The sequence below is a fragment of the Meiothermus rufus DSM 22234 genome (genome assembly GCF_000423425.1).
GTDB lineage: Bacteria > Deinococcota > Deinococci > Deinococcales > Thermaceae > Meiothermus > Meiothermus rufus.
In genome coordinates this window covers 1-24365 of sequence record NZ_AUHY01000033.1, presented here as the reverse complement: position 1 = coordinate 24365, position 24365 = coordinate 1, and the positions used below count along the sequence as shown (strand labels likewise).

The window sequence follows — 24365 nt, the reverse complement described above, 5'->3', positions numbered from 1 at the left end:
GATGACCCTCGAGGACTTCGACTACCATCTCCCCCCTGAGCGCATCGCCCAAAGCGGGGCCGAGCCACGCGATGTCGCGCGGTTGATGGTGGTGCGGCGAAAAACCGCTCAGATCGAGCACCGCATCTTCCGCGACCTGCTGGCGTACTTAAAACCCAAAGACCTGCTGGTGCTGAACGAAAGCAAGGTCATCCCAGCCCGCACCTTCGCCACCAACCCCCAGGGCACCCGCCTCGAGGTTCTGTTGGTGCGGGAGGTTCCCGGCACAAACCCGGGGGAGGTCTGGGAGGCCCTACTGAGACCGGCCCGGCGGGCCAGACTGGGGGCCCGGCTAAGCTTTGCCGGTGGCCTAAAGGCCACGGTAGAGGAGGTACAGGCCGATGGTACCCGGGTGCTGCGCTTCTCCCAAAACCTCTGGCCCCATCTGGAAAAAATCGGCCAGACCCCCCTACCGCCCTACATCCGCAGCCCTGTAGACCCAGCGCGCTACCAGACCGTCTTTGCCCATACCCCAGGCTCGGTAGCCGCCCCTACCGCCGGGCTGCACTTTACCCCCGCGCTTCTAGAGCGGGTGCAGGCCCTGGGGGTAGGCGTGGCCTATGTCACCCTGCACGTAGGCCCCGGCACCTTTAAACCCGTTCAGGGCGACCCCGATACACATGCAATGCACCTCGAGCCCTACGAGGTTCCCCCCCAGACCGCCCAGGCCATCCGCCAGACCAAGGCCGCCGGGGGGCGGGTCATTGCGGTAGGCACCACAGTGGTGCGCACCCTGGAGACCGCCTACCAAAGCGCGGTCGGCCAGGTCGTAGCGGGAAAGGGCGAGACCCAGCTTTTCATTCGCCCGGGCTTTGAGTTCCGGGTAATCGATGCCCTGATCACCAACTTCCACCTGCCCAGGTCCACCCTTCTGATGCTGGTCTCAGCCTTTATGGGGCACGAGCTGATGAAACAGGCGTACCAAACTGCTCTGGCCGAGCAGTACCGTTTCTACAGCCTGGGCGACGCCATGCTGATTCTCTAAAGGCTATGCCTCCACCGGCTCGGGGCGCTCGAGGACGCGGGCTGGATTGCCCACCACGGTAGCCCCGGGGGGCACCGGCTTGGTCACCACCGCTCCGGCCCCTATCCGGGCCCCATCCCCCACCCGGATGGGCCCCAACACCACCGCATGAGCCCCCAGCAGCACCCCGTTGCCAATGGTGGGGTGGCGCTTTTCCCGGCTAAAGCCCGTGCCACCCAGGGTAACCCCGTGGTACATGAGGACATCATCACCCACCTCGGCCGTCTCGCCGATCACAATGCCCATCCCGTGGTCAATCACCACCCGGCGGCCAATGCGGGCCCCAGGGTGAATCTCCACTCCGGTCAGCATACGGGTCAGGTGGGCCAGGATGCGTGCCAGCAGTTTGAAGTTGGCCTGCCAGAGCCAGTGGTTGAGCCGGTGCATCCACAACGCGTGCATCCCCGGGCTGAACAGCACAGCCTCGAGGGGCCCCCGGGCGGCAGGGTCCCGCTCGAGGACAGCCTGTATGTCTTCACGAAAGCGTTCGAGGATACCAGGCATGGGTAGGCTCTATTTTGCCTGGGAAAGGCTGCCAGCGAAAGCTACCCAGGTGACTTTTACCCCCTCAGGCCTCTACGGAAACATTGTCTAGATTCAGGTTGGTGTAGACGTTTTGCACGTCGTCGAGGTCTTCCAAAGCCTCCACCATGCGCAGTACCTTCTCGGCCTCTTCTTGGCTCAGGCTAACGGTGTTTTGCGGCAACAAGGTGATCTGCACATCCTCGGGCTTGAAGCCTTTGGCCTTGAGGGCATTGGCCACGGTGTAGACCTCTTGTGGGTCGGTGTAGATTTCCAGACCCCCCTCGCTTTCCAACAGGTCGATGGCCCCGGCCTCGATAGCCGCTTCCTGAGCCGCCTCGGAATTGGTCTTTAGCCAGATGTACCCCCGGCGGTCGAACTGCCAGGCCACCGCCCCGGTAGCCCCTAAGCTTCCCCCGTGCTTGTTGAACAGGTGACGGACCTCGGCTGCGGTACGGTTACGGTTGTCGGATAGGGCTTGCACGATGACCGCCACCCCTCCTGGGGCATACCCCTCGTAGACCACCTCTTCGTAGTGGCTGCTCTCCTCCTCACCTCCGGCCAGGCGCTTCAGCAAGCGCTCAATGTTATCGTTGGGAACATCCGCGTTGCGGGCCGCCTCAATCTGGTTGCGTAGTTGGACGTTGGCGGCAGGGTCCGCACTGCCCCCAGCCCGGGCCGCAGCGGCAATAAGGCGCAGATACTTGCTGACCATCTTGCCCTTTTTTAGGTCGTTGGCGGCTTTTTTTCGCTTAATCTGTGCCCACTTGCTATGACCAGCCATACTTCACCATCCCCCAGTATACGCAGAAGGGAAGGCCCCGCCAAAGCTTGAGGCCTGGCTCATTCACTTCATTCCAAAGGCTCTAGGATGAACGGCAATGAAACGTTGGTTGGTTCTGTTCACCCTATTGTCCTTAGCGCTGGCCTCGAGGTTTGCCGGTTTCGAGGTGAAGCCCCGAGGCAACTCTGAACTCGACATCGGCACCGGCATCTACACCCTGCCTACCGGCGGTACCATCACCGATAACCGTAGCGGACTGGTGTTGGAGGCCCGCTACATCCAGTACAAGGAGGGCGAGTTCATCCGGGCCCGCGAGGCCACCTTGCGTTCCCGGGAGGGCAACTTCAACGCGGCTAGCCTAGAGTACCAGCAAACACCCGATACCCTGCAGATGAGTGGGGTACGCTATAGTTCCCAGCAGATCAAAGGCCTCTCGGCCCAACAGGGGCTGCTCTTGAAGGAAGATATCCTGGTGCTCAAGGGACAGGTGCGCTCGAGCGACCCCCTGCTCGAGGCCCACACGGTGGTGGTGGACACCCAACGCCAACTGGCGCTGGTGCTGGGGAGCTTCACCTACCGCGACGGGGCCACCACCCTGCGGGGCAACCGCCCCGACAGCACCCTGCTGCTCAACTTTGCCGAAGGCAAGGTGCGGGCCAACACCCGTGTACCCCCAGAACTCTTTAGCCGCCTGCGCCCCTACGCCGATAGACTATAGCGTGCGAATGGAGCACGGCCAAACTGAAGAAGCAAAGGGGCGGGCGGCTTGTGCCAGCGTGGTGGGGGCTTTGAGAAGGCCACGCGTTGCAGGCCAAAAGGCCAAGGCTACAGGGCAAAAGGGATGGATCAGGTTCCTCTTTCCTTTTCTCCTTTTGACTTTCCTGCCTTGCTCCGGGCTGGCCTGGGCCACCCCCTGCAGCGAGCAACCCTACACCCTCGAGACCCCCGAGGGGCTAGCCGGTGGAGGCAACCTGGAGTACGACGGCGAGGTGGCCATTTTTAGCGACGGGGCTTGCCTAGAAACCAAGGGCCTAACCCTGCAAGCCCCCGAGCTGCGCTACGACCAGAGCAAGGGCGAACTCAACGCCCAAAATATCGAGGTACAGACCCTCCGCTACCGCTTCTTTGCCGAGGTGGGTGTGGTGCGGGAAAAGGTCTTACAGGCTCAGGGCATCCGGGCCACCTCCTGCCGCTGTGGCGACGACCTGCGCCTTTTCTCGGAAAGCCTGCGCTTCGATACCCAAAGCGGCGAGGTGGTGCTGGAGGAGAGCCGGCTCGAGGTCTACCGCTTTGGCCTGGCCCACTTTCAGGAACTACACCTAAGCCCCAACCAATCCCTGAGTGAGACCCTAGGCTTGGGGGCCGCCCCTCCCGTCCGGCTGGACTACGACCAGGGGTGGAATCTGGGCCTGGAAAACTTCCCCTTGCTGGAAGCCCGGCTCTCCCCCGAGACCCCCCTGACCCGCCTGACCCTGCTGGGCCTGCGCCTAGGCAGCCCCGACCCAGTGCTGCGATTGGGCCTATCGGTACGGGAAAAAAGCCGCCAGGCCCGCTTCGAACTCGACTACAAGCCCAGCGGTGTGGCCAGCCGGGGCGAGGTAGTGGAGGGGCCTATCTTCTTCCAACACGATAGCGAAAAGGGACGCTACGCCTTTGGGTTCAAGCAAGCCCTGACCCTGGGGGCTTTTACCCTCACCCCCTTCGCCTGGATAGCCCAGGACTGGCCCGACGGCAGCCCGGCCAGCCAGACCCAGGGGCTGGCCGCCGGGGCAGAGCTACGCTACCGCTACGCCCTAGAGGAAGGGCCCTGGCGCTTTCGCCTCGAGCCTTTTGTTGTGCTGGGCCTTTACGACCAGCCCCAACTGTACCTAGCCTACGGGGGGTACACCGAGGCCCACTACAGGGGGGCTTTCGACCTGCGCCTGGGCTATGCCTGGGCCGAGGCCACCCCAGGACGTTTCTGGCTCGAGCGCCGCGAGGCCACCCAGAAGCTCTCCGGCCGTCTGCAATATCAAAGCCTGAAACTCGAGGCCGAACACGACTTTCGCAAAGCCCAGACTCAAGGCAGCCTGCGCCTGGGGCATGCCCAGGACTTTGGCGAGGTGTGGGCCCAGTTTAACGGCTGCTGGGCCTGCGTGGGCAAGACCCTGAGCAACGGGCGCGACGACTGGGAACGCCGGGAGCTGGTGCTGGGGTTTACCCCAAGGCCCCTCGAGTGTACCGAGGCCATAAGCCTGGCCCCTTTCCTCGGGTATGATTTCCTGCGCCAGGGGGTGAGCCGCTGGGGCCTGGAGTTGCGCTATGCCGACTGCTGCTTCATCTGGCGGCTGGGCTACCAGGAAATCCGCATCGCCCAGCACCCCGACGAGACCGCTAGTGGCAAACTAACCTTCGGACTGGAAATTCGATGAAGCACCTCGACCGCTACATCCTGCGCGAAGCCCTGCCGGTTTTTGCATTTGGCCTCTTTCTTTACGTGGCCTTCGGCCTGATCAGCAACATCCTGCCCCGGGCCCAGTGGATGGGCACCGCCGAACTCAAAAGCATCCTCAAATGGCTGGCCTTGCAGATTCCTGCCGCCACGGTACAGGCCCTCCCCATCGCGGGTCTCTTGGCGGTGATGCTGGCCTTTGGGCGGCTGGCCCGGGAAAACGAGCTTTTGGTGATGCAAGCTGGGGGCATCTCGCTGTTACGGGTAGCCCGATTTTTTCTGCTGGGAGGACTTTTGCTAAGCGGACTCTCGCTGGCCCTCTCGGAATGGGTGGTGCCCTGGGCTAACCGGGCCACCCTCCTGGTCTACTGGAACGAGCTGGTACCCGAGCGCTCCGCCCAGTTTCGCCTGATAGGCCGGGAGCTGTCGGTGGGCGAGTATGTTCTGCGCTACGAGGGCTTCGACCGGGCCAGCGACGAGCTACAACAAGTGCGCCTGGAACGCTGGCAAGGCCAGACCCAGACGGTGGTGCTGGCCCAGCGCGCCCGGCTGCAGGGGCAGCAGATCGTCTTCCGCGACTACCGGGTGTTCACCCTAGACTTTTCCCAACTTCCCGTGCCCGATTTCGCCAGCCTAAAGGAGGCCGAGGAAGGGTTAAGGCGCATCTTCCGTGCCCAAAACATCGGCCAGCCTGGGGCTGAGCTCACCGTGCGGCTCTCCCTAAGCCGGGAGGATTTGGAGGCTCGCTACGCCGGGGGGGGGTTTGAAAACCCCACCCCGCTTTCGGAGTGGTGGCAAAAACTGCGCAACCCCAGCACCCCCCCCGCCGAGCTAAGGGAGGCCCAGGCCCAGTGGCACGCGGGGGTAGCCCTGGCCTTGGGCAACCTGATGGTGCTGCTGCTGGCCCTGCCGGTAGCCGTACGGCGGGCCACCAGCCCGGGTACAGCGCTGGCCCTGGCCCTGGTGCTCACCATTGCCTATTACGTGGCTTTCAGCACCGGCAAGGTGCTGGCCCTGACCGGCCCTTTGCCCCCCGCACTGGCTGCCTGGGGGGCTAACCTGCTGGGCCTGGCCGTAGGCTTCTGGTTAGGCAAGGGAATTTATCGCTGAAACAAGGTAGCTCCATGATACCGATTCTTGACCTCAGACAAGAGTACTTGGAACTGAAAGCCGAGATTGATCAAGCCATCGGGCGGGTGCTGGCCTCGGGTGGCTTTGTGGGGGGCCTCGAGGTCGAGGCGCTGGAAGCCGAGCTGGCCGCCTACCTACGGGTGCCCCACATAGTAACCTGCGGCTCCGGCACCGACGCCTTGGTACTCGCCCTGCGGGCCATGGGGATAGGGCCCGGGGACGAGGTGCTCACCACCCCTTTTACCTTCATCGCCACCCTCGAGGCCATCCTGCTGGTAGGGGCCACCCCGGTGCTGGTGGACATCGACCCCCATACCTTCAACCTCCAGCCGGCCCTACTGGCCCAGGCCCTCACCCCCTACACCCGGGCCGTCCTGCCGGTGCACCTGTACGGCCAGGTCGCGCCCATGGGAGAGATTCTGGCCTTTGCGCAACAACACGGCCTGTGGGTACTGGAAGACGCCGCCCAGGCCATCGGGGCCCGCTACTGCCCCACTGGCTGTCAGCATCCGCTAGAGGCCTGCCGCTGTACGCATCCCCTGGCCGGCACCCTGGGCCATGCCGGGGCTTTCAGCCTTTACCCCACCAAGAATCTAGGGGCCTACGGCGACGGGGGCTTCGTCGCTACCCGCGACCCCCGGTTGGCCGAGGAAGCCCGCCTGCTGGCCGTGCACGGCTCCAAGGAGCGCTACCACCACGTGCGGCCCGCCGGCTACACCTCGAGGCTCGATGCTTTGCAGGCCGCCATCCTGCGGGCTAAGCTGCCCTATTTGGAAAGCTGGAACACCCGCCGCCGGCAGATCGCCCAGGCCTACAACCAGGGACTCAAAAACCACGTGCAAATTCCTCAGGAGATGCCCTACGCCCTGCACATCTACCACCAGTACACCGTGCGCCACCCCGAGCGCGACCGCCTGGCCGCCCATCTGAAGGCCCAGGGCATCGGCAGCAGCGTGCACTACCCCGTCCCGGCCCACCTCCAGCCGGCCTACCGCCACCTAGCCCCCCAGGGCAGCCTCCCTGCCGCCGAGGCCGCGGCCCGTGAGGTGCTAAGCCTACCCATGCACCCCTTTCTACGGGAAGACCAGGTGGAAAAGGTGATTGCTGCAGTGCAACGTTTTGCTTGAAAGAGGCACATTCTTCCCCACCCGCCCGGCTTATACTGGGGTGCCATGTCGGAGAACCCCTTGCTGGAAATTCACTACGATATCCCCTTTCAAGAAATAAAGCCGCAACACATCGAACCTGCCATCCAAACCCTTTTGGCCCAGGCCGAGGCGGAGTTCCAGGCTATTCTGCGGGCGGAGGGAGCGCGCACCCTGGACAACACCTTGCGCCCCTTGGATCGGTTGGGCGAAAAACTCTTTTATGTTTTTAACCTGGTAGCCCACCTCGAGAGCGTGGCCAGTACCCCCGAGCTACGCGCAGCCTACAACGCCATCATCCCCCCCATCACCGCCTTCAGCACCAAGGTGCAGCTTTCCACCGAGCTCTACCAGGCCCTCAAAGACCTCGCCGCCACACCCGAAGCCGCCCAGCTCAGCCCCGACTGGGCCCGCTACCTCCAGCTAAGCCTGGATGAGTTCCGCCGCCAGGGGGCCAGCCTACCCCCGGAGAAAAAGGCTCGCCTCGAGGCCCTCAACACCCGTCTCTCGGCGCTAACCACCCAGTTTGAGCAAAACCTCACCGACTCCACCGCCGACTGGGAACTCTACCTAGACGAGACCCAGGTGGCCGGCCTGCCCGAGAGTGCCCTCGAGGCCGCCCGGGCCAGCGCCCAGGCCAAAGGCCGTGCCGGCTACCGTTTCACCTTACAGCAGCCCAGCTTCCTAGCCCTGCAGACCTACCTCGACGATGCCGAGATCCGCAAGCAGGTCTACCTGGCCTACTATACCCGGGCCACCGAGCCAGGCCGCGATAACCGGCCTCTGATCGAGGAAATCCTAGCTTTGCGGCGGGAAAAGGCCGAACTGTTGGGCTATGCCCACTTCGCCGACTACGTACTGGAAAACCGCATGGCCAAAAACGCCGAAAACGCCCTGCGTTTCGAGCAGGAGCTACGTGAGGCCTACGAGCCCTATTTCCGCCGCGAGGTGGAGGCCCTACAGGCTTTCCGCCGTGAACTCGAGGGCCCCCAGGCGCCCCCGCTGGCCCCCTGGGACATCGCCTACTATGCCGAAAAACGGCGCAAAGCCCTCTACGACTTCGACGAGGAGGCCCTGCGCCCCTACTTTGCCCTACCCCAGGTGCTGGAAGGCCTTTTCGAGATCGTGCGGCGGGTGTTCGGCTTAGAGGTACGCGAGGTAGAGGGCGTTCAAACCTGGCATCCCGAGGTCAAGACCTACGAGATATACCGTGAGGGAAAGCGCATCTGCCGCTTCTTCACCGACTGGCACCCCCGGGAAAACAAGCGGGGTGGGGCCTGGATGAACACCCTCATCCGGGGGGTACGCCAGGGCGATAGCACTGAGCCCCATCTAGGCCTGATCTGTGGCAACCTCACCCCCCCCGTGGGCCACCAGCCCGCTTTGCTCACCCACCGCGAGGTGGAGACCATCTTCCACGAGTTCGGCCACCTCCTGCACCTGGCCCTCTCCAGCGTGGAGGTGCGCAGTCTGGTCGGTACACAGGTGGCCCGCGACTTCGTCGAGCTGCCCAGCCAAATCATGGAAAACTGGTGCTGGGAACGCGAAGCGCTAAATCTGTTCGCCCGCCACTACCAGACCGCAGAGCCCCTGCCCGAAGAGCTATTCGAGAAGCTCCTCCAGGCCAAAAACTACTGGGCCGCCAACCTGGGTATGCGCCAGCTCGCCTTCGGTATGGTGGATCTGGCCCTGCACGTCCACTACACCCCTGCCCAAGGCGATGTGGTGAGCTATGCCAATGCGGTGATGCAGCCCTTTATGCCGGCTTTGCTGCCGGAAAACTTCGCTTTCATAGCCAGTTTTTCCCACCTTTTCGGCCACCCGGTGGGCTATGCCGCGGGCTACTACTCCTACAAATGGTCCGAGGTGCTCGATGCCGATGCCTTCTCCCGCTTCAAGGCCGAGGGCATCTTCAACCGCCAGACCGGCGAGGACTTCATCACCCATATCCTGAGCAAGGGCAACGCGGTAGACCCCGCTGAACTCTTCCGCCGCTTTCTGGGCCGCGACCCCAACCCCAAGGCCCTGCTGGCTCGGTCGGGGCTGCTGGACTAAAAAAGGGCTCGAGGTTTTCCCTCGAGCCCTCTCACTGGCGCCGACTACTTCTTGTTGCCGTCGGTATCGTATTTGAGCACGAAGAGGTCTTCCTGGCCTTGGTTGGTGTAGTTGTCGAAGGCCCCTTTGCTCCAGCCGGTCAGGTAAACCTCGCTGCCCCGCACCGTAACCGCCAGCGCAATTTCGTCCTGGCTGCTGCCTTCCTGGCGAGCCCAGGCCATAGTGCCATTAGCGTTGTAGCGCATGAGGAAGACGTCCTTACCTCCTTGGTGGGTTGCGGTTTCATCTACCGAGGTGTTCACCTCGCCGGCCAGGTAGACGTTACCCACCGCATCAAGAGCCAGGCCATAGGGGGCAATGAAAGCTGGATCGGCGGGGCTATACTGCTTCAACCAATCTTCGCTACCATCGGGATTGAGCTTCCGCACAAAGAGGTCGGTGCCGCCGTTGTAAGGGAAGTCAGGCTCGAGCGGCCCCGCCACATAGCCGGTAACCACCACCGCCGAGCTCGAGGCCGCCAGGCCGGTAGCCCCATCAGAGAAGGGCGTACCGAAACGCTGGAGCCACTCCCGTGTGCCCGCAGCATCGTACTTAACCACGAAAGCGTCGGTGTCTCCTAATGTTCCAATGGCGGTTTCACCCAGCAGACTGCCCCTGGCAAAGCCAGCAGCGTAGATGGCGTCCGCACCACCCACCGCTACTGCGCTAATGCGGTCGTTATCTGTAGAGCCGAATTGCCGAACCCAAACCTGGCTCAGGTCGCTGGCATTGAGCTTGTACAGCACAGCATCCTCGCCCCCAGCGTTGCCGCTACCTCCTGCAGTGTAGCCCCCCACATACACGTGGCTTCCCTCGACCGCCACTGCGCTGGCCCCGTTCTCCACATTCGGCGTAGCTTCGTCAAACTTCACCGAGGCCAGCCTATTACCAGCGGGGTCCAGCTTGAGCACAAAGCCCTTGAAGGCGTTGGCGCTCACCACAAAGGCAGCACCCACCACATAAATGTTGCTATCCGCATCGGTGGCCACACCTTTAGCGCTCGATTCTACATTATTGGGATTGGGGAGATCGCCCACAGTGAACTGCTTAACCCACATCCGGCTTCCGTTGGGGGCATACTTGGCCACCACCACATCGGGGTAGGGTGCAGCAAGTTGGCCCAGCTCACCCAGCAATCCACGGGAAAGTCCCGCCACAATCAGGTTGCCTTGCGCATCGGTGGTAATGGCTGTACCGATGTCGGCTTCACTGGTGGCTAGCCACTTGGTATAAGGTGCGCACTCCACCACAATATTGGTCACATCAGCCCCGTTCACGGTAACGCTGGGGAGGCTAACACTACAAGTCTGGGCCGGGTTGCTGGGCTGGGTCTTCACGCTAAGGAGGTAAGTGCCGTTGGGCAGGGGCGTATCGAAGGTAAAGGAGCCATTGGCACTGATGGTCTTGGTCTGGGTTCCTAACTCCAGCTCCAACCCCGAGCCGTTCAGGTAGCGCACCTCACCCCCCACGGTGAAGGTCGGAGGCGAACTGACCGTAAGGGTGGCCACTCCAGTCACACTACCCACCTTGGCCCGGATTTGGGCATTGCCCATAGCTACCCCGGTGGCCACACCGCTCGAGTTCACCGTGGCTACGGAGGTATTGCTCGACTCCCAGGTAAAGCTCACCCCAGGAATGGGGTTCCCATTGGCATCTTTGGCCACCGCGGTAAAGCTCTGGGTCTGGCCCACCTGTATCGTGGCCGTGGCAGGGGTTACCTCGATGCTGTCTACAGTAGGAGGAGGAGTGGTAACGGTAAGGGTGGCCGTCCCGGTCACACTACCCACCTTGGCCCGGATTTGGGCAGTGCCCATAGCTACCCCGGTGGCCACACCGCTCGAGTTCACCGTGGCTACGGAGGTATTGCTCGACTCCCAGGTAAAGCTCACCCCAGGAATGGGGTTCCCATTGGCATCTTTGGCCACCGCGGTAAAGCTCTGGGTCTGGCCCACCTGTATCGTGGCCGTGGCAGGGGTTACCTCGATGGTGCTAACGGTCGGTCCACCCCCTCCCCCACAGGCCGCGAGGAAAAGGGCTACTGCTAGTAAGAAAAACCAACGATAGTTCATTACCGAACCTCCTTCGGCGAATGTGGACCTTGATTGATCCTAGGTCTAAGTATAGTCAGACCCGGCCACTTTTAATGCCCCTTGCACAGCAAGTGAAACGTGCATAACCCATTGGATTAACGACGGTGAAGGGGCTTTCCGTACCGAAGCTAGAAAGAAGCTTTAGCAGCCTCCAAAACGCCAATGGCCCCGCGACTTTTTTCTGCCCCTTGCATCCGGCAGAAAAAGGGAACCGGGCGACCCTAAAATAACGCAACCATAACGGAGGCATTAACAGCCTAGGGCAGTCTTGGTGTCTGGTTTATTGCGAAAGAAAGGCAACAGCTTGGCCTCGAGGGCCTATGCGCTTTGGCCCCTCACACGCAAATAACGTTCAAAACACAAACCAAGGACTAAGAGGAAGCCTCGAGCTTTGTACTCTTGCCTCGAGCCAGGTCTTTGCGGTAAACACCGAAAAGAAAGCGACTCAGCACGCTATGCTGCACAGCCTCGCTCAAAAAAACCGTGACCACCAGCGAAGCCAAAAGAAGCAGTCCATACTGCCCGATGGCTGGTATGTTCCACTGCACCACGAAGTAACCCAGCACCACAATTACCGTCTGGTGCCAGATATAAAAAGGATAGACCCAGTGGCGCGCTCGATCCAAAAACGAAGAGGGTTTGTTGAGGTATTTCTGTGCATACGCTAGGCTAGCCAAGATGGCGGCAAAGGCACCCAAATCCCTGAGAATCCAGTAAAAATGGTAAAGAGGAAAAACCAAACTATGGTTATACTCCTCCCTTGGAAAAAGAACAGCGAATAAATAGACCTTGAGCGTCACAGCGATTAAACTCACCGCTAGAAAGGAGCGCCTTAGCCTAAAAACCAAGGCCAGCAGGCTAGGTCGGGCGTAGAGCAAAAAACCCAGCCCAAAGAGAAAAAAATAAAAAAGTAGGTTTTGCAAGTCCTCTACCAACCCTGGATGTCGGCGCAACAGCACTGATAACAAAAGCGCTACCCCAAGAAAGGCCATCAGCAGCAACCACAACCGCACGGGCGACCCATGCAGCCAACCCTCGAGCTTTGCCAACCCCAGCTGCCCTTTGGAGCTACGCCAGTAGAGAAAAAGGGGCAAAACCAGGAGCGAGAAAATGAACAAATACAAGAGAAACCAAAGGTGCTGGGTCGTCAGGTGGCCTTCTTTCCCCAGCCATAGCCCTGTTAAAAACTGAACATACGTGCCGCTAAAGTGCTGGGGGTCGCTTGGGCTAAGCGAGATGCGCCAAATGTACATCTGCGGTGGTGTAATCAGCAAAACACCGACCCCTAAGGGAACCATTAGCCTTTTGAAGCGGTCTAGGACATATCCTCGCGCCGTGCGACGGCCCAAGGCAAAAGCAGTTGCCGCACCGGATACAAAAAACAAAAGGGGTAGACGAACAGTGGTAAGGGCCTCCTGGAAAAAGGTAAGCCCCGCCAGAAAAGACCCTTTAACCAGCCAAGGCCAGGCATCGAAGGGGCGGCCAGCATGAAAAACCAACCCCAGGAATACGGCAAGCAAACGAAGCCAGTCTAGGTAGAAAAGCCGCTTTTGCATTAATCCAACCTGCTATACCCCTGCTTTTTCCATTCTAATGCTAAGCCCCTGGACTCTTTGGGTTATTTGGCCCCCTTATAGTTTTCTGGCCAACCAAACCAGGCTAATGGCCTCGGCCAATAAACGGGGTTGCTGCTGCATACGCTCGGGGGTATAGGTTTTGGCTAGATCGGTACCGGGCTCGAGCAAATCCTTTAGGAGGGCCTGACTGGATACTAGCTGCGACTGTAAATGCCTTCCCAAGCCGACTAAAAGCCAGTCTTGGATCACATCAAAGCCTCGCTTATAGCGAGCCAAACGTATAGGTTCGGGGATTTTATCGCGGGCAATCTGGCGTAAAGCCCATTTGCCATAGCCATTTCGCAGCTTGAGGCTTACCGGCAATGCCAGGCCAAACTCCATCACCCGGTAATCTAAGAAAGGTAGACGGCTCTCAATGCTGTGGTACATGGAGTTACGGTCCTCGTAGCGTAACAAAGTGGGCAAGCTATAGCGGGTTACATCAAACATCTGGCGCACCCAAGGGGCCTGCTCCGCGCTGGCCCCCAGCTCAAGGGGCCTTCCCGGAAGACGCAGATTGCGGCTGTGGCTTTGTCCAGTGTAACGCCCTCGATTTTGCCAGAACAGGCCGATTTTATAGAGTTCAGCACCCAGTAGCTGAAGCGAGCCCAAAGCGAAGTGGGCCAGCTCGCCGTAGCGGCGGGTGTGCCACAAGTGGCGCAGTTGGAAAAGAAAAAACTTACGGTAGCCCATAAATCCTTCATCTCCACCCTGCCCCCCTAGCAGCACTTTGTAGCCCTCTGCACGGGCCCTTTGGTAGACAAAGTTCTGTGCCAGAATACTCAAAGTGGGAAACGGTGCGTCCTGAGCCTCGAGGGTCTCTTCAAAAGCCTGTATCAGAGCATCGGGTGAGAGTTCAGGCCAAACGAAGTGCACTTCGATGCCAGCCTTCTGGGCCAGGGCTTGGGCCAGTGGCCCCTCGGAGCGCTCAGCCTGAGGGTGGCCGTAACAAAAACCCACCACATGCCCATGGGCCTGTGCAGCCATGGCTGCTACTAGCGAGGAGTCCAGCCCTCCCGAGAGGGAGACGGCAAGTGGCACATCGGAGCGCAGTCGTAGGGCAACGGCACTTTTTAGGGTTACCTCGAGGTGCTCTAGCAAAACCTTTTCTTCCAGTGCAGCCAGTTCCTGCACCCTTAGGGCAACCCGTGTGGGCAGGTCGTAGTAGCGCTCTGGTTGAACTCGAGGCTGGTGAAGGTCAACGCAGGCATGGTGCCCAGCTGGTAGCGCATGAAGACCGACGTAAGGGGTGATGTCGATGTCGTCCTCGTAAACGTAGTAAAGCAGGCCCCGGTGTACGTACTCGAGGTTCGGCTGCAGCCCAAAATGTCGGGCCAGGGCCGGCGTTGAAGAGGCAAAGGCCAGCACCCCGCCTTGCATTAGGTAAAATAGCGGCTTAACCCCAAAGCGGTCTCGCACCAGCCAGAGCTGCTGGGCCTGGGTATCCAACAGAGCAAAAGCGAACATACCGATAAAACGTTCCCAGGCAGCCTTTCCCCAGGCCTTGTAGGCTTCCAATATCACCTCTGTATCTCCCTGGGTGCGAAAATGGTGGCCTAGCCCCAAAAGTTCTTGGCGTAGCTCGAGGTAGTTGTAAATTTCGCCGTTGAAGACAATACAAAACCGCTGGGTATGGTCCCATAGGGGTTGGTTGGAGTGCTCAGAAAGGTCGATGATGCTCAGTCGGTCATGCCCAAAAACCAAGGAGCCCGAGGCCTGGGGTAAAGCCAGCACCGCCTGAAAGTCGGGGCCCCGACGAAACTGGCTCTGTACCACTTCGCCCACCACCCGCCGCAGGTCTTCCTCTGGCCGATTGGGTGAGAAAGCTCCGGCAATCCCGCACATTTAAATCTCCCTCTTTCCCGAAATCTTTGGTTGCCACAACCGCTGGTACAGCTTGGTGAGCTTAGTAAACTCAACACCCCAGTTCAAGCACTCCTCAACCAGCCGCCGCCCGCGCCGCCCCATGGCTTCTGCTTCCTCTGGGTGGTCGAGTAGCCACTGAATAGCTTTGGCGATGGCTTGGGGGTCCAGTGGGTTTACGAACAACCCGCACTCCTCTCCATTCAAAGAAGCTCGCCACAGGGGAAAATCAGAGGCTACAAAGGGTATACCCGCCATCATGTATTCGTACATTTTGGTCGGTTGGGAGACCAAAAAGCTAGGAATAGGGTGCAGCACAACCAGGCCAATCCGGCTCTGAGCCAGCACCTCCAGTGTCTCGGGGCGGCGTTTATAGCCCAGATACTCCACCCGGGAAAAACCGGGCATCTGTTCAACCTCGAGTCGCAGATTAGAGGGGGCAAATTCACCAATCAGAACCAGTTGCAGCGGGTGATTTTGCAGATATCCCATCGCCTGCACCATCTCCATTAACCCACGAACTCGGGTGATGCTACCGGCATATAGCACCCGAAAAGGTCGTTCCTGGTAAGGGCGATTCCGAAAAAAGGCTACTTCCTGCGGATGAGGGAAGTTTTGCAACAAAATCGTCTTTTGTGCTGGAAACCGGGCAGCAATAGGCTGTGTTACTGCTACAATCCCGCTCAACAATACTCCTGCAAGCCGTTCTAATAGGCGCATTCCTGCAGCAATTAGCCCACGAAGGGGCTTGGGAATCCAAGCCTTGCTTTGAATATCGGTGGGCACATCTTCGTGCACATCGTAAACGACTCGCTTTCCCAAAAGCCTGAGCAATAGTCCTGCTGGGATCAGTTCCGGATCGTGAAAGTGATATATATCGCCTTTTTCCGCCAAAGCTCGTCGAAAAACCGCCCAGACAGACCCCAGCATGCGTCCCAGGCGACCCTTAGGCTTAGCAACAGCACAAATCCGAACACCTTCACGCTCCTCGTCGTGGCTGTGGGGCACCACCAGCTTTACGGGATAACCCGCCTGGGCCAGGCTCACACATTCCCGGTGAAAAATTCGCACGTCATACGGCGGGTGAGCCGAAGTCATGTGCACTATGGTGGGCAAAGGTCGGCTCATCTCCAATGCACGATCATTCAAAGCGCACCTCAAACAACCGGACCCAGGCCACCAGATTAATCCAGCGCCATACTCTGGAGTCAAAAGTTCTTTTGCCTGACAGAATAGAGGCAAATTCGGCCCTGATCACTTCTTTTTTGAGCGGCTGAATATTACTCAAGGCTTCGGTATCGAGCACTTGCTCAACCCAGGGGGCTAGTTGGCTCATCCAGCTCTGCTCTGGAGTAGCAAACCCCACCTTATCTTTACGCTCCAAAATGGCTTGCGGCACCAAACCGTGCATAGCCTTGCGAAACACCGCTTTGGTCTGGCCTTGGGGTGAAAGTATGTAGGCTTCAGGTAGATTGAGCAGTAACTCGACAAACTTGGGGGTAAGAAAGGGCACCCGGCTCTCGATGGAATGCGCCATCGAGTTACGGTCCTCGTAGCGCAAAAGCTTAGGCAGGCTGGTCTCGGTTAAAGACTGCAGAAGCTCTCCCCGCAAAACCTCGCGGCCATGGGGCCTGCGGGGTGAGGCCAAGCGAACCCCACGCTCAACAAACCAGTCCACCTTCATCCAAGCCGGTACCAGTTCCTGTCCTATAAGACGTCGGGCCAGTGATTCCCAGCCAGGGGGAAGTAAAAAGCCAAGGGCGCTCTTCCAAGTATCTTTGAGAGCTGGCTCGAGCTGGCTAGCCTGCAGGAAGGCCAAAGCCTGGTTCCAGTTACCCTGCTTCAGCAACGAAGCCAGGCGGGCCCCACCATAAATTGCATAGCCTGCCAAGAGCTCGTCGGCCCCCTGGCCATCCAACATAACCTTAATACCGGCCTCTTGCGCCAAACGAAACACGCGGTACTGTGCATAGATACTGGTAGAGCCAAAGGGCTCACCTTGCACCTTAATCAGGTGATCCAAATCGGCAACCAGCTCCGCTGCGCTGGGCCTGACCTTATGGACTCTCGCCCGGGCCGCCTGGCCCACCAATTCGGCCCAAGGCTCCTCCGAGACACCCCCATCGGCCACATAGGTAAAGGTATGTAGCTCGAGGTCGGGCTCGAGGTAACGCATGGCCATCACAATGGCCGAGGAATCGATTCCACCCGAAAGTGCCGCCCCTACGGGTACATCCGAACGAAGGTGCAGCCGAATATTCTGCAAAAAATGCTCGCGTACCTGCTCAGCCGCTTCAGCAAAGGAAACCTCGGAAATTGGCTCCAGCTGGGGCTGCCAGTAGCGGATGGGCTGGGAAAGCTGTGGGTTATCTAGGTCTATGTGCAGGTAGTGGGCTGGCGGCAATTGCTTGACATCAGCAAAGAGTGTCTCGCCTCCATCGTCGGTCAAGCCAAAGCGCAAGTAGCGATACAGGCGCTGGGGATTCACCTTGCGGCTTACACCCTCGAGCTCTAACAACACCGGTATCTCTGAGGCAAAGCCCAGCCCTTTTGCAAAGCGGCAGTAATACAGCGGCTTGATCCCAAAAAAATCTCGCACCAGGTGAACGCTTCGGGTCTTTTGATCATAAAGCGCAAAAGCAAACATCCCCTCCAGGCGGTTTAAGCAGCCCACCCCCCACTGGGACCAGGCCGCCAACAGCACCTCAGTATCGGAACCAGAGCGGAAAGAATAACCCAGAGCTAGGAGCTCCCGGCGTAACTCGAGGTAATTGTAAATCTCACCGTTGAACACTATGTGATAGCGCCCATCCGGACTGGACATAGGCTGAGCCCCTAGGGCCGAGAGGTCTAGAATCGAAAGCCGGCGATGAACCAACAGGAGTGAGCCCTCTTTCTCTGTCCAGTCCTGGCCTTTACTCAGTTCTCCACCAGCCACCAACCAGCCGTAGTCGTCCGGACCCCGATGCTCCAAACCCCTCAAAGCCGTAACTGCCCAGGCCAAAGAACCCGGTTTATGCAACACGATACCCGCAATTCCACACAAAGCCGTTCCTCCCAAGCACTAGGGCAAGGCCTCGCGCAAGGCCTCAACCACAGCATCCTGGGTACTATGGCTCATTTGGGGCCAAATGGGCAGCGACAGCACCTCCGCCGCGGCTCGCTCGCTTTCAGGCAAGCGCAGGTTCAGATGTTTGTAGACAGGAAGGCGGTGTAGGGGCACCGGATAGTAGACCATGGTACCCACCCCTCGCTGGGCCAGCCGGGCCTGCACAGCATCCCGCCGCCCATTAAGGATGCGTACGGTATACTGGTGAAAAACGTGCCCTGGGGTGAGCTGGGGGGTTAGGAGGCCCTCGAGGTCTTTGAGCAGCTCGTTATAGCGTTGAGCAATAGCTCTGCGAGCCTGGTTATAGCGCTCGAGGTGGGGCAACTTAACCAACAAGATAGCGGCTTGTAGGGTGTCTAGACGAGAGTTATAACCTATCATTTCGTTGTAATACTTCTTGCGCGAACCGTGGGTCCGCAGCATCCTGGCCTGCTCGGCCAAGCGATCGTCGTTGGTAACGAGCATTCCGCCATCACCATATGCACCCAGGTTTTTTGAAGGGAAAAACGAAAAGGCCCCTAGATCGCCAAGGGTGCCGGTAAAGCGTTGGGGTTGGCCTCCCTGCTCGCCTACATAGCGAGCTCCAAACGATTGCGCGCAATCCTCAAGCACCCGCAAACCATACTTCTGTGCAATAGAAAGAATTGCCTCAAGCGGGGCTGGGTTTCCGTACAAATGCACGGGCAAAATCACCTTGGTGCGGGGAGTAAGGGCAGCTTCGATCTGGTTTGGATCGATATTGAAGGTCTGCGGGTCGATGTCTACGAAAACCGGCTGGGCACCCACTAGACTAATGGCCTCTGCCGTGGCAAAAAAGGTAAAAGGACTGGTAATTACCTCATCACCAGAACCGACCCCCAAGGCTCGCAAGGCAATAATCAACGCGTCTGTACCGGAGTTCAAAGCCACCGCATGCTTCACATCAAGGTACTGTGCCACTCGTTGCTCAAACTCAGTCACTTCGGGCCCCATAATGAACTGACTCGAGCGCAAGACCCGCCGAATAGCCGCGTTCAGCTCATCCCATAGCTCGTCTACCTCGGCGCTCAAATCGAGAATGGGTATCTGCGTCAAGTTTTTCATGCCAGCCTCCGCACTTCGTAGGGGCCCACTTTCTGGTAAACATGACCGATGGAGTCGGTGACGGTATCGGAGCGGCTAAAGTCCAGCCTATCTCCATAGGCACTCATCCAGCCAATAATTCGCGCCGGTACCCCGGCCACGATGGCATAAGCTGGAACGTCTTTGGTAACCACTGCTCCTGCCGCCACAAATGCGTACTCATGCAGGGTAACGCCAGTGACTATAGTGGCATTGGCCCCAATACTAGCCCCACGCTTAACTAGGATTCTGCCATAATCTTTTGCCGTATTACGGGGAAACTCGCTGCGGGGAGTGAGTACGTTGGTAAAAACCATGCTAGGCCCACAAAATACGTAGTCCTCGAGTTCAACCCCCTCGTAAACCGATACATTATTTTGAATCTTAACTCCATTGCCAATCTTAACGTTGTTTGCCACAAAAACGTTCTGCCCCAAGGTACAGTTTTCCCCTATCTCGGCGGTAGCACAAATATGGCAAAAATGCCATATTTTGGTGCCTTTTCCGATTTTAGCTCCCTCATCAACAATTGCTGTTTCGTGCTTGAAATAGTCCATAGTCCCTCAAAGTTGGTATCCGACCGCAAAGCTTCCCGCCCCAAAGGCATCCCGCTGGTAAGATCTATTTCTCAGCGGATTACCTCCCTCAATAAAAAGGGGTGCTTGGTCATCTGGTTATCAACAACAGGCAGTGTACGAATCTTGGCTACCGCTGCAATCGCCTCGTAGGTATCATCAAGACCGAAACCCTGTCCCGCTAGGGTTCGCTCGTAAACTCGTGTGTGCAATTCGGTAAAACCTTCAGAGAACTCGATCTCCTGACCATCCAAAAGCATCGAGCGGAAGGTACGCCTACCTTGTTCACGCAAAGAAAGCGGAACATAATTCACATCAATCGAAAGAAACCAACGAACGCGCGCCCATTCAAGCTCCAAATAACCTGCAACCACCGTGTCGTCGCGCCGGTGTACCTCAAGGTGCTGCACTCGACCAAAAAGCCAGACCAGCATGTCGAAAAAGTGGACGCCGATATTAGTAGCCAGGCCGCCGGACTGCTCTACCTTGCCTTTCCAGCTACGGTGATACCAGGTTCCCCGGCTGGTAACGTAGGTTAGGTCTATGGTGCGCACTTTGGGGGACTGGCCTTCTAACTGTTGCTTAAGTTTTAACAAAGCCTCGTGGGTACGCAGCTGCAAGACGGTCCAGACTCGCCGCCCGGTCTCGGCCTCGAGATCCTTTAAACGAAGAATCTCCTCAGGATTGAGCACCAAGGGCTTCTCGCAGATAGCGTCTGCTCCAGCACGCAAAGCCATGTGGATATGGGAAGCGTGCAAATAATTTGGCGTAGCAATAGAAACGTAATCTACTTGCTTATCAGTACCCTTCAGGTCGTAAAGATATTGCTCAAACAGCTCCGGCTGGGTAAAAAACTCCGCCTCGGGAAAGTAAGAGTCCATAATCCCCACCGAATCGAAAGGATCAAGGGCGGCCACTAAAGTGTTACCCGTATCCTTGATGGCCTTAAGATGGCGCGGTGCAATGTACCCTGCCACGCCGGTCATAGCAAAATTTTTCACGGCTCCCCCCTATAAAAGCACCACATTAGGGCTCTGGATTCCCCGTGTGGCGTAGCGCGTGTCTAAAACAGCTTTAGATAGTCTAACCACTCGCTCATAATCCACATTCTTGTGATTGGTGGTGATAATAACCAGATCCACCGCCCCCAGCAACTCATCGGTTAGCTCAACGCTATCCGCCACTACACCGTGCTCCTCTACATGGGGCGTCCATTCATCGTGAAAAACCACCTCTGCACCGCCTTTTTTCAGCAGTTTGTAGACCTCAATTGCTGGACTCTCGCGATAGTCACTTAGATTGGCTTTATACGCCATTCCCAGCAACAACACCTTGGCTCCCTTCAACGGCTTACCCATCTGGCTCAGTACTCGGATTGCCTTTTCCACCGTAAACTCTGGCATTTTACGGTTGATCTCTCCCGCCAGGCTAATAAAGTGGGTGTTAAAGTTGTATTCCTTGGCTTTCCATTCAAGGTAGTGGGGGTCTAAAGGAATACAGTGTCCTCCTACCCCAGGGCCTGGGTAAAAGGGCATAATCCCAAAGGGTTTGGTGAAGGCGGCGTCCAGAACCTCCCACACATTGAGGCCCATACGGTCGCACAGCAAGGTAATTTCGTTGACTAAAGCTATATTCACTGCACGAAAAGTGTTTTCGAAAACCTTGACCAGTTCTGCCGCCTTGGCACTGGACACGGGCACCACGTGCTCTATGGTCTTGCTATAAAAAGCCACCGCCACCTCGAGGCTCTCTGGCCCTACACCCCCTACCACCTTATTGGTGTTCTTGGTGGTATAACGGGCATTGCCAGGGTCTACTCGTTCGGGGGAATGGGCCAAGAAGAAATCTCGGTTGAGCTTCAAACCGCTGGTTTGCAGAATCGGCAGCATAACCTCCTCCGTCGTACCAGGGTAGGTGGTGGACTCGAGGCTGATAAGCTGACCTGGCCGGAGGTACTTGGCAATTTCGGCAGTAACCCCTTCCACATATTGAAGGTCGGGAGCGAGGTTCTTAGTAAGCGGGGTTGGAACCGCAATTACAATTACGTCGAGCTCTGGAACGCAGTCGAAGCTGGTCGTTGCCTGAATCAAACCTCGACCCACCAACTCCCGCAGGTCCTCATCTTTTACATCACTGATGTAGTTCTGGCCTGCATTAACCTGGGCTACTCGCTTGGCGCTGCGGTCAATACCCACCACAGCATAACCCACCTTGGCTTTCTCTACGGCGAATGGCAGGCCCACGTATCCCAAACCCACCACGCCTACCCGAGCTGTTTTATCCTCGATCCGCTGCAAAAGACTGGCTTTGTAATCCATGGTCTGGTTCATACGCTCTCCTTATTCATAGAATCTTGTTTTGGGCTGCCCGAGGTTTTCTGCTCGAGTTGCTTGAGCCACCCTCGAACAAGGCTAGACCAGCTGAGGTTTTCTTCCACATAACGTCGGCCATTAAGGCCAAGTTGAGATGCCAACCCAGGGTTCCGCGCAAGCTCCATAATGTTTCGAGCCAGAGCTTGCGGATCCTCTGGCTTGCTAACCAAGCCCGCCTGGGCTGCCTCAATTAAGCGGGCTCCCTCTCCTTGTCCCACGTAAAGGATGGGTTTGGCACAGCTCATCCCCGCAAATATCTTGACCGGGCGGGTCATCTCGAACAAAGGTGAGTCACGTAAGGTGGAAAGCCCTGCCAAGGCAAGCGAGTAAAGCCGAGCAATGTACCCTGGAGGCTGAGGGTCCAGAAAACGCACATTTGACAAAGCCATCTCCTGCGCCATCCGCATAAGCCGAGGTTTCTCCGAGCCATCCCCAATCAGCAGCAGCACAATCTGGGGATCGCTTAAGTACTGCACGGCTTGCAAGGCGACCTCGAGACCATGCGCATACCCATGATTCCCCGCGTACAAAATCACTTTTTTACCCTGCAAACCAAGCTCCTCAGCCAAGGCTTGGTCTGGTGTAAGTGGGCGAAAAACTTCGGTATCAACTCCATTGGGCAAATAAAGCAGCTTCCGTTCGGGAACTCCCTTTTCCTCCAAAAGAATCTTGTAAATCCCTTCGGTAACAGCCGTCACGAAACCTGCTTTGGCATAACTCCAAGCCTCGAGGTTCTCAGCTAAGCGAAGTAGAGGCCCCTCCTTCATCAAACCCAATTGGCGTACAGAGTCCGGCCACAAGTCAGCTACATTGAAAATGAAGGGGACGCGGTAGCGACTAGCTGCAAGGTAAGCCGTAATACTAAGAAAGAGAGGGGGCGATTCCACAAAAATGTAGTCCGGCCGCTGAAGGTGCAAAAGCCCTCCGATGGCGCTGAGCATAAAGCTAAAGTAGTTGAGCAAGCGCTTAACCCCGGTGCCCATAGATGGGTATATCCAAGTGCGGTACACTCGAACCCCTTCCCAGAACTCCTCGAACCAAATCTTGCCCCTATATCCATCAAAGACCTGCCCCGTCGGGTAGTTAGGCATAGCCGTCACTACCTCAACCTGGTGTCCAATCCGAATCAGTTCACGTATAACCGAAGCCAACCTTACCTGGGCCGCCCCTATCTCCGGCGGAAAGTATTGGGTCAAAAATAAAAATCTCACCGCGCCTCCGATAAAAAGAGTTCCGCCCCATGTAAAAAACAGGCTTTCAAAAGGCGGTTCACCTGTGTCTTGAGGCCATTCTTAAAAAGCTTTATACAAACCATCCTAACTTACCAGTTTAGACCGCCTTCTCAGTACCGGTAGGTTTTTTGCCTAGCTCTTGCGTTACCGCTAACTTCTAAAAACTGTGAACGCAGTGCTTCATGAGAGCGTAATAGATAACGCTATTAACGCTTCCTCTTAGCGCACTTCAAAAGGCCCCAAGTCAACGGCGGCACCCTTTAGGCGGGGACCGGCTTCAAAGTCCAGGCTGGGGGCTGCCTCACCCAGACCCCGGTCGATGGCCGGACTGGTGCTGGAAAGACGGTAGTTCCCACTTCCATCGGCCTTGAACTCCACAAACCCAGGGTCCACCGCGAGGCTTCCCTGGTGGCTGCTGGTCTGCAGGCGCCAGTTGGTCCCATTGTTCCACACCAGGTTGTTGATGAAGCGGTTGACCCCGGTGTTGTTCTCCTCACTGATCCCCCGTGGGTTGCCCACCACAATGTTGTTGGCCACCAGAAAGTTCTCCGCCCGGTTCCCCCGGGTGTTGTCCCCCGAGCCCACCGAGATACCCCCGTAAAGATTGGCAAACGACAGGTTGTTGCTGATGACCACCGCAGTGGCCGCATGCCAGGTGGTGATGCCAAAACCCCGGGCCCGGTAAACGATGTTGTTCTGCACTACCCCCCGGGGTGCCCCCTGGTAAATGCCGTGAATCCGGGTGCACGAACCCGCGCTTAGGTCGCCAATATCGTGTATCAAATTACTCAAAGCGAGAGAACTTTCTGCTTCAGGTAGGCCCAGGTTAATCCCCGCTCCCCCGTTGGTATCACACTGGGCACGGATGTTGTAGACATGGTTGTAGAGGAAGCGGTTGAAGGGCCTCCAGCTAATGATGCCGCTGTTGGAGGCGTTGGTGACCTCGAGGCCGATGATGTCGATATAGCTACCCCGGACATCGATACCGAAGAGGGCGCCTTGGGCGTTGATCTTAGCGCCCCAGCGGGTATCGGAGGCGATAGTGATTCGCTGGTTAGGGGTACCGGAGACGGTGATCTGTACCGACTCGGGGTAGGTGCCATCGAGCACGCGGAGCACGTAGCCAGGCTTGAGCTGGGTTACGGCATAGGAAAGGGTGGCCCAGGGGCGCTGGCGGCTGCCATCGTTGGCGTTGCTACCCCCGGGGCCTACATAGTAGGTGGGGCCGCTGGGAATA

General features: G+C 58.1%; 19 protein-coding genes. 6 read left to right on the top strand and 13 right to left on the bottom strand.

What is annotated here, in order from left to right; translation table 11 throughout:
* Position 1: 1 nt before the first annotated feature.
* Positions 2-1024: a tRNA preQ1(34) S-adenosylmethionine ribosyltransferase-isomerase QueA gene (gene queA / locus G552_RS0107605; RefSeq protein ID WP_027882497.1), complete on the top strand. Its 1023-nt coding sequence runs from the start codon at positions 2-4 to the stop codon at positions 1022-1024.
* 3 nt (positions 1025-1027) lie between these two features.
* Here the strand turns inward: queA and cysE are convergent, their stop codons facing one another.
* Together cysE and G552_RS0107595 are read right to left on the bottom strand one after the other, a co-directional pair.
* Complete coding sequence (gene cysE / locus G552_RS0107600) at positions 1028-1567, bottom strand: serine O-acetyltransferase (RefSeq protein WP_027882496.1); 540 nt, start codon at positions 1565-1567, stop codon at positions 1028-1030.
* Positions 1568-1631: 64 nt separating this feature from the next.
* The gene (locus tag G552_RS0107595; protein ID WP_027882495.1) at positions 1632-2369 is read right to left on the bottom strand and encodes a YebC/PmpR family DNA-binding transcriptional regulator; all 738 of its coding nucleotides are present in this window, start codon (positions 2367-2369) and stop codon (positions 1632-1634) included.
* A 97-nt stretch (positions 2370-2466) separates the two neighbouring features.
* Here G552_RS0107595 and G552_RS0107590 point away from each other — a divergent pair, with 97 nt between their 5' ends.
* From G552_RS0107590 to G552_RS0107570, 5 genes are all read left to right on the top strand, one after another.
* The gene (locus G552_RS0107590) at positions 2467-3087 is read left to right on the top strand and encodes a hypothetical protein (RefSeq protein ID WP_027882494.1); all 621 of its coding nucleotides are present in this window, start codon (positions 2467-2469) and stop codon (positions 3085-3087) included.
* Positions 3088-3241: 154 nt separating this feature from the next.
* Positions 3242-4780 (top strand): hypothetical protein, encoded by a 1539-nt coding sequence (locus tag G552_RS14985; RefSeq protein WP_245575147.1) that lies wholly within the window; start codon positions 3242-3244, stop codon positions 4778-4780.
* Positions 4777-5910 (top strand): LptF/LptG family permease, encoded by a 1134-nt coding sequence (locus G552_RS0107580; RefSeq protein WP_027882493.1) that lies wholly within the window; start codon positions 4777-4779, stop codon positions 5908-5910. The genes G552_RS14985 and G552_RS0107580 overlap by 4 nt, the downstream gene beginning before the upstream one ends.
* A 14-nt stretch (positions 5911-5924) precedes the next feature.
* Positions 5925-7058, top strand: coding sequence for a DegT/DnrJ/EryC1/StrS family aminotransferase (locus tag G552_RS0107575; protein WP_027882492.1), 1134 nt, complete (start codon positions 5925-5927; stop codon positions 7056-7058).
* Between the two features lie 45 nt (positions 7059-7103).
* The gene (locus G552_RS0107570; RefSeq protein WP_027882491.1) at positions 7104-9131 is read left to right on the top strand and encodes a M3 family metallopeptidase; all 2028 of its coding nucleotides are present in this window, start codon (positions 7104-7106) and stop codon (positions 9129-9131) included.
* Positions 9132-9175: 44 nt separating this feature from the next.
* On the opposite strand, the gene G552_RS0107565 is transcribed toward G552_RS0107570, so the two are convergent.
* The 11 genes from G552_RS0107565 to G552_RS16500 all read right to left on the bottom strand — a co-directional run bounded on the left by G552_RS0107565 (position 9176) and on the right by G552_RS16500 (position 24364).
* Entirely contained in the window at positions 9176-11239 is a 2064-nt protein-coding gene (locus G552_RS0107565) for an Ig-like domain-containing protein (RefSeq protein ID WP_027882490.1), read from the bottom strand.
* Between the two features lie 392 nt (positions 11240-11631).
* On the bottom strand, positions 11632-12816 hold the full coding sequence (locus tag G552_RS0107560; protein ID WP_027882489.1) for an acyltransferase family protein: 1185 nt from the start codon (positions 12814-12816) through the stop codon (positions 11632-11634).
* A gap of 75 nt (positions 12817-12891) precedes the next feature.
* Positions 12892-14721 (bottom strand): asparagine synthase (glutamine-hydrolyzing), encoded by a 1830-nt coding sequence (asnB, locus tag G552_RS0107555; protein ID WP_027882488.1) that lies wholly within the window; start codon positions 14719-14721, stop codon positions 12892-12894.
* On the bottom strand, positions 14722-15786 hold the full coding sequence (locus G552_RS0107550) for a glycosyltransferase family 4 protein (RefSeq protein ID WP_245575146.1): 1065 nt from the start codon (positions 15784-15786) through the stop codon (positions 14722-14724).
* Positions 15787-15880: 94 nt separating this feature from the next.
* The gene (gene asnB, locus G552_RS0107545) at positions 15881-17785 is read right to left on the bottom strand and encodes an asparagine synthase (glutamine-hydrolyzing) (protein ID WP_027882486.1); all 1905 of its coding nucleotides are present in this window, start codon (positions 17783-17785) and stop codon (positions 15881-15883) included.
* Positions 17786-17803: 18 nt separating this feature from the next.
* Entirely contained in the window at positions 17804-18931 is a 1128-nt protein-coding gene (locus tag G552_RS0107540; protein WP_027882485.1) for a DegT/DnrJ/EryC1/StrS family aminotransferase, read from the bottom strand.
* Positions 18928-19506 carry an acyltransferase gene (locus G552_RS0107535; RefSeq protein ID WP_027882484.1) on the bottom strand — a complete coding sequence of 193 codons (579 nt, stop codon included), beginning with the start codon at positions 19504-19506 and terminating at the stop codon, positions 18928-18930. The genes G552_RS0107540 and G552_RS0107535 overlap by 4 nt, the downstream gene beginning before the upstream one ends.
* Before the next feature lie 71 nt (positions 19507-19577).
* A complete protein-coding gene (locus G552_RS0107530; protein WP_027882483.1) occupies positions 19578-20525 on the bottom strand; it encodes a Gfo/Idh/MocA family oxidoreductase in 948 nt (315 codons plus the stop codon).
* A gap of 9 nt (positions 20526-20534) precedes the next feature.
* Positions 20535-21854 (bottom strand): nucleotide sugar dehydrogenase, encoded by a 1320-nt coding sequence (locus G552_RS0107525; RefSeq protein WP_027882482.1) that lies wholly within the window; start codon positions 21852-21854, stop codon positions 20535-20537.
* Positions 21851-23107: a glycosyltransferase family 4 protein gene (locus G552_RS0107520; RefSeq protein WP_027882481.1), complete on the bottom strand. Its 1257-nt coding sequence runs from the start codon at positions 23105-23107 to the stop codon at positions 21851-21853. The genes G552_RS0107525 and G552_RS0107520 overlap by 4 nt, the downstream gene beginning before the upstream one ends.
* Before the next feature lie 240 nt (positions 23108-23347).
* Positions 23348-24364 carry a choice-of-anchor Q domain-containing protein gene (locus G552_RS16500; RefSeq protein ID WP_027883413.1) on the bottom strand — a complete coding sequence of 339 codons (1017 nt, stop codon included), beginning with the start codon at positions 24362-24364 and terminating at the stop codon, positions 23348-23350.
* Between the last annotated feature and the right edge of the window lies 1 nt (position 24365).

Bases quoted from the DNA above. Each gene is read 5' to 3' on its own strand.
- queA (WP_027882497.1), top strand. From the start codon at position 2: ATGACCCTCGAGGACTTCGACTACCATCTCCCCCCTGAGCGCATCGCC.
- cysE (WP_027882496.1), bottom strand. From the start codon at position 1,567: ATGCCTGGTATCCTCGAACGCTTTCGTGAAGACATACAGGCTGTCCTC.
- G552_RS0107595 (WP_027882495.1), bottom strand. From the start codon at position 2,369: ATGGCTGGTCATAGCAAGTGGGCACAGATTAAGCGAAAAAAAGCCGCC.
- G552_RS0107590 (WP_027882494.1), top strand. From the start codon at position 2,467: ATGAAACGTTGGTTGGTTCTGTTCACCCTATTGTCCTTAGCGCTGGCC.
- G552_RS0107580 (WP_027882493.1), top strand. From the start codon at position 4,777: ATGAAGCACCTCGACCGCTACATCCTGCGCGAAGCCCTGCCGGTTTTT.
- G552_RS0107575 (WP_027882492.1), top strand. From the start codon at position 5,925: ATGATACCGATTCTTGACCTCAGACAAGAGTACTTGGAACTGAAAGCC.
- G552_RS0107570 (WP_027882491.1), top strand. From the start codon at position 7,104: ATGTCGGAGAACCCCTTGCTGGAAATTCACTACGATATCCCCTTTCAA.
- G552_RS0107565 (WP_027882490.1), bottom strand. From the start codon at position 11,239: ATGAACTATCGTTGGTTTTTCTTACTAGCAGTAGCCCTTTTCCTCGCG.
- G552_RS0107560 (WP_027882489.1), bottom strand. From the start codon at position 12,816: ATGCAAAAGCGGCTTTTCTACCTAGACTGGCTTCGTTTGCTTGCCGTA.
- asnB (WP_027882488.1), bottom strand. From the start codon at position 14,721: ATGTGCGGGATTGCCGGAGCTTTCTCACCCAATCGGCCAGAGGAAGAC.
- G552_RS0107540 (WP_027882485.1), bottom strand. From the start codon at position 18,931: ATGAAAAACTTGACGCAGATACCCATTCTCGATTTGAGCGCCGAGGTA.
- G552_RS0107535 (WP_027882484.1), bottom strand. From the start codon at position 19,506: ATGGACTATTTCAAGCACGAAACAGCAATTGTTGATGAGGGAGCTAAA.
- G552_RS0107525 (WP_027882482.1), bottom strand. From the start codon at position 21,854: ATGAACCAGACCATGGATTACAAAGCCAGTCTTTTGCAGCGGATCGAG.